Source organism: Cycloclasticus zancles 78-ME, from assembly GCF_000442595.1.
Lineage (GTDB): Bacteria > Pseudomonadota > Gammaproteobacteria > Methylococcales > Cycloclasticaceae > Cycloclasticus > Cycloclasticus pugetii.
The window spans coordinates 2,081,898-2,095,733 of sequence record NC_021917.1 but is presented as its reverse complement, the minus strand read 5'-3'; the positions used below and the strand labels follow the sequence as shown (position 1 = coordinate 2,095,733).

Sequence of the window (13,836 nt, the reverse complement as noted above, 5' to 3'; positions counted from 1 at the left end):
TTGAAAGTTAGAGAAGCATTAGCATTTTAAAAAATAAATACGCTTTTATAAATGCTAGCAGATAATGTTTTTTTGTTGATGGTTTGTGGATTGGTATTAACTAACAGGTGCCGCTAGTTTTGGCAATTCCCAATGAATAGGGGGGATATTATGTTGTTGGAGGTAATGGTTGGTTTGACTAAAGTGCCGACAACCTAAAAAACCACGGTGGGCTGATAATGGTGACGGGTGTGGGGCTTTTAAAACAAGGTGCTGCTGCTCATCGATGAAAGCCCCTTTTTTTTGTGCGTAATTGCCCCAAAGTAGAAACACAACGTGTTCGTTTTGTTCAGCAACCGTATGAATGATTTTGTCTGTAAATGTTTCCCAGCCTTTTCCTTGGTGAGCGTTAGGCTTGTCGTACTCAACGGTGAGGACACTATTTAGTAATAAAACACCTTGTTTTGCCCAGCTCTCTAAACAGCCATGTAAGGCATAAGGAATACCTAAGTCGGCGTGTAATTCCTTATAAATATTTAACAGTGACGGTGGTATTTTGACGTCTGGCTGAACCGAAAAGCACAGACCGTGCGCTTGGTGCGGCTGATGATAGGGGTCTTGGCCCAAGATAACAACTTTTACGTCGTTTAAAGGGCAGGCCTCCAATGCGTGAAACCAGTTGGCAGAATGAGGGTAGATAGTTTTGCCATCGTTTTTTTCTATGCGCAGAAACTCCTTAAGGACTAGCATATACGGTTGGTTTAGCTCGTCATCTAAAAAAGGTTTCCAGCTGGGTGCATTAGTAAGTGCCATCGGTTTAGTGTATTAGGGCCGCTAATTTTTCTGCTCTATTAAGCAATTTGTTTGAGTCTTCCAGCCCATCAATAAAGCGTTTTGGAATGTTTTGAATGCCTACCTGTGCCCCAACAAGGGCACCGGTTAACATGGCTCGCGCCATATTTTGCCCACCACCGTTTATGGCGTGTAAGACGGCATTTTCAAAATCATCTGAATAACGCGCAGCTAAGTAATAACAGGCTGGGAATTGATGGTAAACAGCACATGGCATACCATAGACAATAGAGACTTTCCATGCAGGTTGAATTAGGTTTTCGTGCGCAGCGCGAGCAATACTCGATGGGGTTAGTAAAGCATCTGGCGATGCAAACGTGCCAGCCCCCGACGGTTTGCTCCCCGGTATGCTCATCGCGTGAAAGGGAAGCTGGTGATCGGCAACTAATTGCATTAATTTACTAGATAAATTTTCATCTAGTGGGTGCCCTTGGACTAACATACCAAGGACAGCAGAATAAGCAACGGTCATGGCATTAATGGTTTCGTCACACTGGGTGAGCAGTGTATTGCTTGATACGTTACGAGCTAATTCTTGTGGTTTTGTTGCATAACGTACCGCTAAGGCCAAGACCCTTTCAGCGGCTTCAGTGTTATCGGTGAAGCCAGCTACTTCACCCCAAGGCTTATTATGTTGCGTGCGCAATACCCAAGCTTCACGGATGGATTGGCTAGTAAAACCACCGGGGCCGACATTGGCGGTTCCATCAAGTTGCGGAAACAATTCAGTATCTAGGCGTCGACAAAAATCTTCTTCGTTGTACCCTCCATTAGTGAGTATAGAGTCAATCTGCATATTCAAGATCAGCCCCGACTGTGATTGCTGGCCAGCTTTCATGCCGGCGTGATAACGGTCTGGTTGAGGATCTGTGTAGTCGTTGATCCAGTCGCCATAGAGTCGATATTGCTCATTAAGATCATAAAACCAATGCGGACCTAGACCTAAGGCATCGCCGATATATGCGCCCATAATGGCGCCCATCGCACGATCTTGAAGATTAATAGTAGACATATATAAGACCTGTTGTTGTTTTTTATTGTTATAGCACTTTGCAAGCAGACATGCATCTACTTAAAGCGTGTGGATATTCTCTGTTAAAATGCGCAAATGAGCACACTAGATAAAACTAAAACACGCTATAACAAACTTCAAAAACGTTTGAGACGCGAAATGGGGCAAGCGATTGCCGATTATAATATGGTGGAAGACGGTGACCGGATTATGGTCTGTTTGTCCGGCGGTAAAGACTCTTATACGATGCTGGATATTCTGCTTAATTTGCGTAATAGTGCACCCATTAATTTTGAAATTTTGGCGGTTAATCTAGATCAAAAACAACCCGGTTTCCCCGAGCATGTTTTGCCTGAGTATTTACAATCGATAGGCGTGCCATACCATGTGATTGAACAAGATACGTATAGCGTTGTAACCCGTGTTATTCCCGAAGGTAAAACGACTTGTGGCTTATGTTCAAGAATGCGTAGAGGGGCCTTGTATGCGTACGCGGAAGATAATGGTTTTAATAAAATTGCCTTGGGACATCACCGTGATGACATTATTGAAACGTTTTTTCTGAATATGTTTTATGGTGGTCAATTAAAGGCAATGCCCGCAAAACTTAAAAGTGATAATGCTAAGCATATTGTTATTCGCCCCTTAGCTTACTCAAGAGAGAAGGATATCGCTGAGTTTGCCGGGCTTAAGGGCTACCCGATTATTCCGTGTAACTTATGTGGTTCACAAGAAAATTTACAGCGCGTACAAATGAAGAATATGTTGACTCAATGGGATAAAGATTTTCCTGGTAGAGTGGAAACTATTTTCAATAGTATGAAAAATATAAAGCCTTCACAACTGCTGGATAGGCAGTTGTTTGACTTTGAAACCTTGTCGCAAACCACAGAAGCTAAAGTAACAAATGAGTTTCAACCGGTTATTTTCCCAGCCATGTCAGCAAGTAAACAATCGTGATGGGTCCTTTTTTGCTGCGTTGGTTGTTATCTTTTTGGGTTAAAGCAACAGTATTGCCGAAAGGTGAAAAATGGCTGGCATCACTTAAAAATCAAAAGGTTTGTTATGTCACCTTCAGTGATGCTTGTTCAAAACAAATTGTGCTGGAACAAACTTGTAAGAATCTGGGCCTGCCGCTGCCTTCCAATGGCATAGAAGTAGAGTCAGCGGTCGAGTCTGAGGCGCTATTTTCATTAGAAAGCCTAAAAGAACGTAAAGCAGATCCTGCACCAGCACGCTTGGCTAGATTAATCGATGTAGCACAATCCTCCAATGACGATATTTTAATCGTTCCGGTTTCCATTTTTTGGGGCCGTGGTCCTCGAAAATCAGATGGTTTTTGGAGCAGTTTATTTACCGATGAGGGGGTTAAATCTAATCTTCTTTCACGAGCGCTTTCAATATTATTCAATGGGCGTACTACGCTATTACGGTTTGGCGACCCGGTTTCGTTAAAGCAGCTTAATGCGGGGAAACCAAGTGTACCCTATACCACTAGAAAACTAACACGTGTGTTGCGGGTGCACTTTGCTAGAACGCGTCTAATCACGATTGGCCCTGACCAACTATCACCCAAGAAAATAGCGGAAGATTTACTGAAAACCCAAATTGTTCAGCAAGCTATACAGCGGGAAATAAAGCGCAAGAAGTTATCGAAAAATGAGGCAGAAAAACAAGCGAAAGCGTATGCCATTGAAATTGCTGCGGTGATTAATATTCGGGCGGCTATGGTGCTTGAAAAGGTACTAGGTTGGCTGTGGAATAAACTGTACGATGGTATTGTTTTGCACCATTTTGCCCGTGTTGAGCGATTGTCACGTAAACATCAGATCATTTACGTACCAAGCCATCAAAGTCATATGGATTATTTGGTCTTATCTTATACCTTGTATACCCGTGGTTTGGCCGTACCACATGTCGCGGCAGGTATTAACTTGAATATACCAATTGCTGGGCCATGGATTAGGCGTTGTGGTGCTTTTTTCTTGCGTAGAACGTTCAAAGGAAATGTTTTATATGGCTCGGTATTTGAGGCGTATATGGGGTATTTAGCTAACCGTGGTACGGCGGTTGAGTATTTTGTCGAAGGGGGACGCAGCCGAACGGGGCGTAAACTCAAAGCAAAACCAGGCTTGTTAGCGATGAGTGTTCGAAGTTACCTTAGAGATCATAAACGGTCGGTTGTCTTTATTCCGGTTAATTTTGCGTATGAAAAACTGGTTGAAGGTGAAACATATGTTAATGAATTAAGCGGCAAGCCGAAAAAGTCTGAATCAGTTATGGGGGTATTACGTTCATTTAAAGCCTTAAAAGATCACTTTGGCCAAGTACATGTAAATTTTGGTTCGCCTATTTATTTAGATAAATTAATTGAAGCGGAACGGCCGCAGTGGCGTCGAGAGGATTGTGCTGATAATAAAGAACTGGTTAATGCAGTTGTCAGTAAATTAGGTACACAGATTATGTCTGGTATTAATGAAGCAACGCATGTTAATTGCGTAGGCTTATTGGCGATGGCCTTGTTAAACACGCCAGAGCAGTCGATGAGTGAAGCGGACTTAATGACACAATTGGATTTATACTTGGCTTTACTTGACGCAGCGCCCTATTCAAAAGACGTCACACGTATTGAATTAAACGCCAAAGAAATTATTGCCTATGGTGAAGAGTTTGGCATTGTTAAAAGAGGTGTTGGCGAGTCAGGTGAACGCTTGTATGTAGAAGGTAGCGATGCTGTTTTGATGACATATTTTAGAAACAATATCGTGCACTTATTTGTTCTACCTTCCTTTGTTGCTTGTTGCTTCTTAAGCCATCAGTCGTTAAAAAAGAAACAAGTTGTTCATTGGTTTAGGTTGGTGTATCCCTTCTTGAAAGATGAGCTTTCTATGCATTGGACTAATAGACAAATTACGTACACAGCAAATAAGGTGATTGCTTGTTTGGTTGACCAAGGCTTAATCAACCAATCGGCGGACACATTTTCGGTGAATAAAAGTCATCACCAAACAATCGGCTTTTTATCACGTGGGGTGCTATTGAGTTTGGAGCGTTTCTATTTAACGGTGTTATTGTTGAAGAAGAATGGGGTAGGCCACTTTACGCGTTTTGAGCTTGAAAAAACCTGTGGCGAAACAGCACAAAGGCTTTCTGAACTTAATGGCCTAAATTCCCCAGAGTTTTTCGATAAAGTGTTATTTAAAGGCTTTATTGAAATGCTTTATAACCAAGGTATTATTTGGCTGAACGATAACCGAAAGTTAATGTACGGTGAGGTGCTTGACTCAATTGTTGACGATGCCGGTTTGGTAATGAGTCAGCAAGTGCGTAAAAATGTTCACGGTTTAGTCGAAGCATAATTTAACTTAACTGAGCTGCTCGAAAATTCTGAACCCCGCAATATAGGTGCCCGCTGCAGAGCCAATGGTGCTGAATAAAAACACTAGCAGGGTACGAGAAACACGGTTTTTCCACCAACCACGAATAGTCACTGTATCTGACTTTAGCGTAGAGAAATCTCCAACACGAGGTTTTCTTAGCCAGGCTTCGGTGGCAGCCGTTACCATGCCAGCCCCAACGGTCGGATTAAGTGATGTGAGTGGCGCCGCCAAAAAAGCGGTGATAATAGTGATAGGGTGTGCACCCGCTAATATGACTCCAAGGGCGGACAAGCCACCATTAATAACAACCCATTCGATAACTAGTTGCCAACCAAGCTCGGGTGCTCGATTAAAGCCGATACCAAAACCAATAAAAATTAAAGCAACAATTAGCCAAGGAATCAACTTAGGCCAGCGGCTAGTAGCAGGAATACTTTCAAGCTCTTCAATGTTTTTGGTGTTTTGGAGTTGAGACTCAAGGTAGCCTTTGATGCCCTTTAAATGCCCAGCACCAATAACGGCGAGAATAGTTTTATATTGACCAGAATGGGCATCATTGAATAAACGATGGGCCATGTATTGGTCACGTTCATTAACCAGTGGCATATAAATTTCGTTTGATGATTCGGCAAATTGTGAAAAGGTTGCCTCTAAAACATCCCCTTCTTTCAATTTTTCTATGTCTTCCTCGCTGACTTTTTCTGAAAACATAAGGCTTGCAAAGAGACCAGAAAACAGCTCCATGCGTTTCCACCAAGGGACATTTCGATAGACGCGTTTTAAGGTGATGCCAACGTCACGATCAATTAGTAAAACAGGTTTGTGTGATTGTTGTGCCAGTTCAGCGGCCATTTTCATTTCAGCACCAGGTTCAATACCCATCTCATCAGCCATTTTTTGCTGGAAAGCACCTAATGCCAAGCTGGCAGCGACCATTGCAGCTTTACCACTTTTGATCACATTAAATAAATCCATCTGAGCCAGGTTGTCAGGGTCAATCAGCGCATTGTAGCGACTAGGGCAAAGCTCTATTGCAACAGCCTCATAATGGTCTGATGAAAGTAGGCTGTGTACTGCGTCAGCACTGGCTTTAGATACATGAGCGGTGCCGAGCAACGTGACTTCACAGCCGTTAATATTAATTGTTTCTATCGGTTGGTCTGAGAGGTTATTCAAAGAAAGTCTCTGTTGATTTAAAGTTAATAAGAATTTGTATTATCGTTGAAATTGGATTCTTTCGCCCAGTCTTTTGCGACTAAAAAAATACGTTTAATTTCATGCCCTTTTGATGTCTCGGGTAAAAAACCAGCCAAGCATAATGGTGATGCTTGTGAGCGATCTAAAAAATACTGAGCGATGCTGTCCGTGTCGAGGTAGCTATTATCAGGGCAGTACAATTGAGAGGCCATCCATTGGTCTTTCTTTAAGACTTGCCATTGATATCTAGATGATTGGAAGTGCTTTACAAAGTGCTCTAAACGTGCCCATTGTGCGTGTTGATGGTCGCTTGCAACAAGTGAAGGGGGTGCGGGCTCAGTAGATTGTATGGGGTGAAACAAGCGTCCCTTCATTAGGCCAATATGTTCGTCTATGGTAAGGCCTAGTTGCTGAAGTTGTTGCTTTGCTGCGGGATGTTCAGATAATTTGCTTTGTCGTGATTGCATGGAGTCGTACTTGAGGTCTAAACGGTCTTTTAACATAGGCCCCACCCATGATTGAGTAAAAGCGGTATCGTTTATACCCAGGTAAAATTTACACGCGACTTCCCAGTGTTGGACTTTATCTCTTGCATGATCCTTGATTATGAAATCAAACTCGCCAATGGTTTTGTTGGTATCTTGTATTTGAAGGTTCTGGGCTAATATTTCGTAGCGATGGCTATGATTAAACCAGTAAGTCAACAATGTTTCAAAACGGTGGCCTAATCGATAGTCCTTTTGCTTGGCTAATAACTCAACCAGTTCGGCGGGGTTTGCATCCAATTGTTTAAGCGGGGCTTTAAAGGCCTGATAGGCTTGCTGCCAATCGCTTGACTCGGTCCAATACTGGTGCTGCTTGAGTCCTTGAATAATAGGCGGATTGACGATGACCCAAGCGAGGTCTCTTACCAGTGCATGTTGTAAAAAAGTATCAGTGTGCAAAGTCGCGTTATGTACCTTCTGGGCTATTAAATAAAAGGTATAAATCAATCACACAATCAGGGATTTTTTCAGCCATATCGTCGAGTAGGTCGTCATTTTGGGTGATCTCATCTATTTCATCATCGAGTAACTCAGAGCACGCTAGAATCGGTAGCGTGAGTTCGGCAACGTCTTCTGGCTGAGAGTTAAACCACAGATCTTCATGCATAAAGACACCCTGCATAAAACCAGACGACCATAGGGTGAGAAAGTCTTCATCAGGTTCTTCAGACTCGCCAATCATCGTTGGGAACTCACCATTTAATAAGGCTTGTTCAATATTTTGTTGTAAATCAAAAATGGCTTTTTCAATAGAGGCGTCGGCGTCATTATCTGCCAATATTTCGGATAGAATTTGTTGCTGTGACAAGCTGCCAGGTTGTACAACTAGGCTGGTTAAAAAACCATGCATTTCAAAGAAGTACATGGCTTCGTCACTCAGTTTTTCAGAGTTAAAGAATGTGTTTAAAAGGTCCATAGCGACTAATAATGATAATTTGAGAAAATTCTATTTTTTTATAATGTGCCAGCACAGAGGTGTATCTCGTAGAGCTGTCAACAGCCGCAAATAACGAGAGGCTAGTTTTTCTGTTTTGCAAATTTAAGACGTATACTAGCGGTTTTCTGTGTTAACGATCACATTATGCTACATATTGAGTGCTAGCGCATGGGCAGATATGAGTATCTTCATTCTGTAGAGCGTTGACTAAGTGAAGGGCGTTTGAAAGGGTGCAAGGCCATTAAGATAAGTTGAGCTGAATAAATGAGGCTGACCGAGCTTTAATACGCACTGGCTACTTTAAATGCAGTTAAACTTAAGCTAGTCGAGTGTTTATACTTAATTGGCTGTTAGTTCAAATAACACAACTAATTCTAAAATAAAACGTATGGAAACATTAACGCAGTTACTGAGCTCAATGAGTAGTTTTGTCTGGGGACCGGTGATTTTAGCTTTATTGCTAGGAACGGGGCTTTATTTAATGCTGGGCTTGCTCTTTTTGCCGATTCGCCAATTGCCGGCTGCTTTTTCATTACTGTGGCGAGGCCGTGTTAGTAATCAGTCTGAAGCAGGAGAGATCAGCCCGTTTAATGCCTTGATGACCTCATTAGCGGCCACTATTGGAACTGGAAATATTGCTGGGGTGGCAACAGCGATTTTTTTAGGTGGTCCAGGCGCAGTTTTTTGGATGTGGTTAACAGCTTTGGTAGGAATGGCGACTAAATACGCTGAAGCTGTACTTGCGGTTAAATACCGGGAAGTGGATGAGCGCGGTGCCTATGTTGGTGGTCCGATGTATTACATCAAGAATGGTTTGGCTGAACAATGGCACTGGTTAGGCTTTCTGTTCTCTTTATTGGGTGCCGTGGCTGCGTTTGGCATTGGTAATACTATTCAAGCAAACTCAGTAGCCGATGCATTAAGTAGTACATTAGGGGTGCCGGCTTGGCAAACTGGTTTGGTGATGGGGGTTGTTGTTTATATTGTTTTGGTTGGCGGCATTAAACGTATTGGTCATGTGGCCTCTAAACTGGTGCCGATGATGGGCATCGCTTATCTAACGGCTGCGGGTATTATTATTATTCAACACCTTGACGCAGTGCCAAAAGCACTTCAGTTGATCGTTAATGATGCTTTTACAGGCACGGCAGCCGTGGGTGGCTTTGCAGGTGCGGGGCTAATGGCAGCTATTAGGTTTGGTGTTGCAAGGGGTGTTTTTTCCAATGAAGCTGGCCTTGGAACAGCACCTATTGCTCATGCGGCAGCACAAACTAATAACCCGGTACGGCAAGGCAAAATTGCTATGCTGGGTACCTTTATTGATACCATTATTATTTGCACAATGACCGCCCTAGTGATTATTTTAACGGGTAGTTGGAGTAGTGGTGAAACCGGCGCATCGTTGTCTGCCTATGCATTTAAAATGGGGCTTCCCGGCTATGGAGAGTATGTTGTGAGTTTTGGTTTAGCCGTTTTTGCTCTGACAACCCTGTTAGGGTGGAGCTATTACGGTGAACGATGTGCGGAATATATTTTAGGTGTGGCTGTTATTCCTTGGTATAGAATTGCATGGGTGTTGGCGATACCACTTGGTGCAGTAATGGAGTTAGATTTTCTTTGGTTGCTGGCCGATGTGTTAAACGGCTTGATGGCTATTCCAAACTTAATAGCTTTATTGCTGTTGAGCCCGGTTGTATTTAAGCTTAGCAGGAAACCCTAGCGGTTTGTTTACGCGTTAATGGTTTGTTGGCGGGAGTGTTCGTCAGCAAAGGATAATAAAAACGTTAGCCATTTTTCAAAGAAATAATTTATAGCCCATTTGTTATTTAATATCTCTTTTGGTGACAGGTTTTGTTGTTGACCAGAGCTTACGTGTTCATCGATATGAATGACTTCGACTGATTTTGTGTCTAAATAAACACGGCATTTAAACCGCGATTTAGTTGCTTCCTTACTTGTGTGGGCATGCTGAAAATACACAGTATAAGTAAAGGGGCCGGTTGCGATCACCTGTGAATCAACAGCGATACTGTTGAAATCACCTTCGGTTATTTTGGGTATTAAGCGTGATAATCGGGTGTAATTTTCTTCACAAAGGACTTGTAAACAAAAAGACTTATTAATCGGCCGAACAAGGTTTAGCATTAAGCTGGTGAGTAGCTGGCACTGGAACTATCGGTTTCCCAAACAGATACCTTGGTGACTGGAAATCCGCCTTTAGAAACGTAGTTATAGATAAGTTTTGCAAGAAACTCTGCTGTAGGGTGCTCATCTACTACCATTAATCTTTCTCCTGCTTCTTGAAGAAGAGGCAGAACAGGGTCATTTTTATGCAAAAGCATATTGTGATCCAGCGTTTCATTAATCCATTGGCCGGCGAATTGTTTGATGTCGGCGAAATCACAAACCATGCCTTGCTCATTGAGCTGTTCTGACTCGAGTGTAATCTCTACACGCGCAGAGTGACCATGTAAGTGGCGACACTTGCCTGGGTGGTTCATCAATCGATGGCCATAACAGAAACTTAAATTTTTGGTAATACGGTACACATTTAATCCTGTGGAGTTGACTATTAAACGCCTTTAATGCCTTCGATGGTGGCCGCTATCTCATAGAGGTTATCCTCAATCGGCGTAACACGATTGATTTCAACGATAGCATTTAATGGGGGGGTGTTTGGGTTAACAGATTGGACCGAAATCTCAAGGGAGCAACCTTGGGTTAACTTTTCATGGGTTTTAAACAGAATGCCGGCAGCACTTAAGTTGAGACTGATGGCAGTGCCCTTAGCTCCGGTGCTGGGGTGAGTAAATACCATATTGCACTCGGTGGTTGAGCGGCTGAATTTTCGATGATCAGTTGATTCGGGCATATATAAAATGTCTGTCGAATGAGCAAAAGCTATTTGATCAATTCTAGCTTAAAAATTAAAGAATTATTAGTGAATTGATGAAAACAAGGTTCATTTTACATGGCTTTGAAAATGCATGGGAACTAGCGCTTCCTCAGGGGCTATTTCTCTTGTAAATAAACGATTATTTTGGCAGTATCAAGTAAGCTATATTTAAATGGCTAGGGCATCAAGGCTCAATAAAGGGCTTCATGGAGTAGGGTTACGTTATTTTATTTAAAATTCAACATACAATCTCAAAGAGGAAATCAAATGAGTCAACGAGTTGCATTGGTTACAGGCGGTACAGGAGGTATTGGTGAAGCAGTATGTCAACGGTTTGTAAAAGATGGTTATAAGGTGGTGGCAGCGTACAATAACAGGGAAAAAGCACAGGCTTGGCAGTTGGCTCAAAAAGAAGCCGGCTTTGATATTGAAATTGTTCATTGTCCCGTGACTGATTTTGAAGCATGTGGTGACGCCATCCAATGGGTTGAAAATAATGTCGGCCCTATTGATATTTTAGTTAATAATGCCGGCATTACTAAGGATGGCATGTTTAAAAAAATGCCTAGAGAAAACTGGGATGCAGTGATTGATACTGATTTGAATAGTGTATTCAATATGACACGTCAAGTTTTTGAAGGGATGGTCGAACGTGGTTTTGGTCGTATAATTAATGTGTCCTCGGTAAATGGTCAGTTGGGTCAAATAGGCCAAGTGAATTACTCAGCGGCTAAGGCTGGGGTGCATGGCTTCACTAAAGCGTTAGCACGTGAAACAGCGCGTAAAGGCGTTACTGTTAATACTATTTCACCAGGGTATGTGGCAACGCCAATGGTGATGGCCATTGATGAGGAAGTACGTAAGATGATTGAGAGTAATATCCCGACTGGCCGTTTATGTCAGCCGGAAGAGGTCGCACATGGAGTCTCCTTTTTGGCCAGTGACTTAGCGGCTTATACAACAGGTTCAGACTTGAGCATGAATGGTGGTTTATTTATGCATTAAACGATTAGATAAAGTCACTTTTAGATGGCTTTTATTTATTTAGATTAGACAAATTAGAGGAGAAGGAATGTCGGACGTTCATATACACAAAGTACCCAAAGCGGTAGCTGATCATGCGCATATTAATAAGGAAGTATATGAAGCAGAGTATCAACGCTCAATTGAAAATACTAAGGGTTTTTGGGATGAAAAAGCAAGAGAGTTTTTAACTTGGTCAAAGCCATGGGATGTAACAGTAGAGCATGATTTTCCAAAAGGTGAGGTTAAATGGTTTACTGGAGGCAAGCTCAATGTAAGTGTGAATTGCTTGGATCGGCATCTTGAAACGCGTGGCGATCAGCCAGCTATTATTTGGGAAAGTGATGATCCGGCAGTCGACAAAACATATACTTATAAAGAGCTTCATGCGGAGGTGTGTCGCTTTGCTAATGGTTTAAAAGCCGAGGGTGTAAAAAAAGGTGACCGTGTTTGTATTTATATGCCAATGGTTGCTGAAGCTGCCATTGCAATGCTTGCGTGCGCAAGAATTGGTGCGGTTCATCTAGTTGTTTTTGGTGGTTTTTCCCCTGATGCGTTAAAAGATAGGCTTCTTGATTCAGAAGCGGCGGTAATTATTGTCGCCGATGAAAGTGTTCGTGGAGGTAAAGCAGTACCGTTAAAGGCTAATGCGGATCAAGCCTTAAAAAGTTGCCCTTCAGTAAAATCAGTGGTGGTGGTTCAACGTACAGGTGGCAGTATAGATTGGACAGATGGTCGAGATGTTTGGTATCACGATTTACTTGAGAATGCGTCAGATGATTGCCCAGCTGAAGAAATGGACTCTGAAGATCCCTTGTTTATCCTTTATACATCGGGCTCAACAGGCAAACCAAAAGGTGTTTTACATACGACGGGTGGCTATTTGCTACATGCTGCGGTGTCGCACAAATATGTTTTTGACTATCACGATGGGGATGTTTACTGGTGTACAGCGGATGTAGGCTGGGTAACGGGGCATACATACATTGTTTATGGGCCATTAGCGAATGGTGCGCAAACGTTGATGTTTGAAGGCGTGCCAACTTATCCTGATGCTTCGCGCTTTTGGAAAGTGGTGGAAAAGCATAAAGTTAATATTTTTTACACGGCACCTACGGCTATTCGTGCCTTGATGGCTAAAGGTGATGATTATGTAAAGACTTGCGACTTAAGTAGTCTAAGAGTTCTGGGTAGTGTGGGTGAGCCGATTAACCCAGAAGCTTGGGAGTGGTATCACAAGGTGATTGGCGGTGGTCGTTGCCCGATTGTGGATACTTGGTGGCAAACAGAAACGGGCGGGATTTTAATGACACCCCTTCCGGGAGCGACTGACCTGAAAGCTGGTTCGGCGATGCAGCCTTTCTTTGGTATAGAGTTTGGTTTGGTAGATAACGAAGGTAATGAAGTAACGGGAAATCCTGCCGAAGGGATTTTAGTGATTAAAAAACCATGGCCTGGGATGTTTAGAACATTGTTTGGTGATCATCAGCGTTATATTGATGCTTATTTTGCGAATTATCCTGGGATGTATTTTCCTGGTGATGGTGCACGACGAGATAAAGATGGAGATTATTGGATTACCGGTAGGGTTGATGATGTGATTAATGTGTCTGGTCACAGGATGGGTACCGCAGAAGTTGAGAGCGCCTTAGTGCTTCATCCAGCAGTGGCTGAGGCGGCGGTTATTGGTTATCCACATGATATAAAGGGGCAAGGTATTTATACTTTTGTGACCTTGATGGATGGGGTTGAAGCAACGGATGAATTACGTCAAGAGTTAGTGAACCATGTGCGTAAAGAGATAGGGCCAATAGCCTCACCTGATGTTATTCAATGGGCGCCAGGCTTACCTAAAACACGCTCAGGTAAAATTATGCGTAGAATTTTACGTAAAATTTCTGAAAACTTAATTGATGAATTAGGCGATACATCGACCTTGGCTGATCCATCAGTCGTCGATGATCTTATCGCGAATCGCCCTAGTCAATAATCAGTATTTCTAGGTATAAAAAAGC

General features: G+C 42.7%; 13 protein-coding genes. 5 read left to right on the top strand and 8 right to left on the bottom strand.

Annotated features, from left to right (window positions below; translation table 11 throughout):
* Positions 1-96: 96 nt before the first annotated feature.
* Together ung and CYCME_RS10010 are read right to left on the bottom strand one after the other, a co-directional pair.
* On the bottom strand, positions 97-792 hold the full coding sequence (gene ung / locus CYCME_RS10015; protein WP_015005357.1) for a uracil-DNA glycosylase: 696 nt from the start codon (positions 790-792) through the stop codon (positions 97-99).
* A gap of 4 nt (positions 793-796) precedes the next feature.
* Positions 797-1,843 (bottom strand): ADP-ribosylglycohydrolase family protein, encoded by a 1,047-nt coding sequence (locus CYCME_RS10010; protein WP_020932935.1) that lies wholly within the window; start codon positions 1,841-1,843, stop codon positions 797-799.
* A 96-nt stretch (positions 1,844-1,939) separates the two neighbouring features.
* On the opposite strand from CYCME_RS10010, the gene ttcA reads away from it, so the two are divergent.
* Both ttcA and plsB read left to right on the top strand, forming a co-directional pair.
* Positions 1,940-2,803 carry a tRNA 2-thiocytidine(32) synthetase TtcA gene (gene ttcA, locus CYCME_RS10005; protein ID WP_020932934.1) on the top strand — a complete coding sequence of 288 codons (864 nt, stop codon included), beginning with the start codon at positions 1,940-1,942 and terminating at the stop codon, positions 2,801-2,803.
* On the top strand, positions 2,803-5,202 hold the full coding sequence (gene plsB, locus CYCME_RS10000; RefSeq protein ID WP_020932933.1) for a glycerol-3-phosphate 1-O-acyltransferase PlsB: 2,400 nt from the start codon (positions 2,803-2,805) through the stop codon (positions 5,200-5,202). Before ttcA ends, plsB begins: the two co-directional genes overlap by 1 nt.
* Before the next feature lie 6 nt (positions 5,203-5,208).
* Here plsB and CYCME_RS09995 read toward each other — a convergent pair whose 3' ends face one another.
* Genes CYCME_RS09995 through CYCME_RS09985 form a run of 3 tightly spaced genes read right to left on the bottom strand, consistent with a single transcriptional unit; the run spans position 5,209 to position 7,881 of the window.
* Entirely contained in the window at positions 5,209-6,399 is a 1,191-nt protein-coding gene (locus CYCME_RS09995; protein WP_020932932.1) for a TraB/GumN family protein, read from the bottom strand.
* Positions 6,400-6,422: 23 nt separating this feature from the next.
* Entirely contained in the window at positions 6,423-7,364 is a 942-nt protein-coding gene (locus CYCME_RS09990) for a DUF1853 family protein (protein WP_020932931.1), read from the bottom strand.
* Between the two features lie 7 nt (positions 7,365-7,371).
* Entirely contained in the window at positions 7,372-7,881 is a 510-nt protein-coding gene (locus CYCME_RS09985; RefSeq protein WP_020932930.1) for a YecA family protein, read from the bottom strand.
* Positions 7,882-8,290: 409 nt separating this feature from the next.
* Between CYCME_RS09985 and CYCME_RS09980 the strand changes: the two genes are divergently transcribed.
* Complete coding sequence (locus CYCME_RS09980) at positions 8,291-9,622, top strand: alanine/glycine:cation symporter family protein (protein WP_015005364.1); 1,332 nt, start codon at positions 8,291-8,293, stop codon at positions 9,620-9,622.
* 8 nt (positions 9,623-9,630) lie between these two features.
* On the opposite strand, the gene CYCME_RS09975 is transcribed toward CYCME_RS09980, so the two are convergent.
* Genes CYCME_RS09975 through CYCME_RS09965 form a run of 3 tightly spaced genes read right to left on the bottom strand, consistent with a single transcriptional unit; the run spans position 9,631 to position 10,774 of the window.
* A complete protein-coding gene (locus CYCME_RS09975; protein ID WP_015005365.1) occupies positions 9,631-10,047 on the bottom strand; it encodes a DUF1249 domain-containing protein in 417 nt (138 codons plus the stop codon).
* The gene (gene queD, locus CYCME_RS09970; protein WP_015005366.1) at positions 10,047-10,451 is read right to left on the bottom strand and encodes a 6-carboxytetrahydropterin synthase QueD; all 405 of its coding nucleotides are present in this window, start codon (positions 10,449-10,451) and stop codon (positions 10,047-10,049) included. The genes CYCME_RS09975 and queD overlap by 1 nt, the downstream gene beginning before the upstream one ends.
* A gap of 23 nt (positions 10,452-10,474) precedes the next feature.
* Positions 10,475-10,774, bottom strand: a complete 300-nt coding sequence (locus CYCME_RS09965) for a PilZ domain-containing protein (RefSeq protein ID WP_016389797.1) — start codon at positions 10,772-10,774, stop codon at positions 10,475-10,477.
* A gap of 291 nt (positions 10,775-11,065) precedes the next feature.
* On the opposite strand from CYCME_RS09965, the gene phbB reads away from it, so the two are divergent.
* A complete protein-coding gene (gene phbB, locus CYCME_RS09960; protein ID WP_015005368.1) occupies positions 11,066-11,803 on the top strand; it encodes an acetoacetyl-CoA reductase in 738 nt (245 codons plus the stop codon).
* Positions 11,804-11,870: 67 nt separating this feature from the next.
* Complete coding sequence (gene acs, locus CYCME_RS09955; RefSeq protein ID WP_020932928.1) at positions 11,871-13,811, top strand: acetate--CoA ligase; 1,941 nt, start codon at positions 11,871-11,873, stop codon at positions 13,809-13,811.
* Positions 13,812-13,836: the final 25 nt, after the last annotated feature.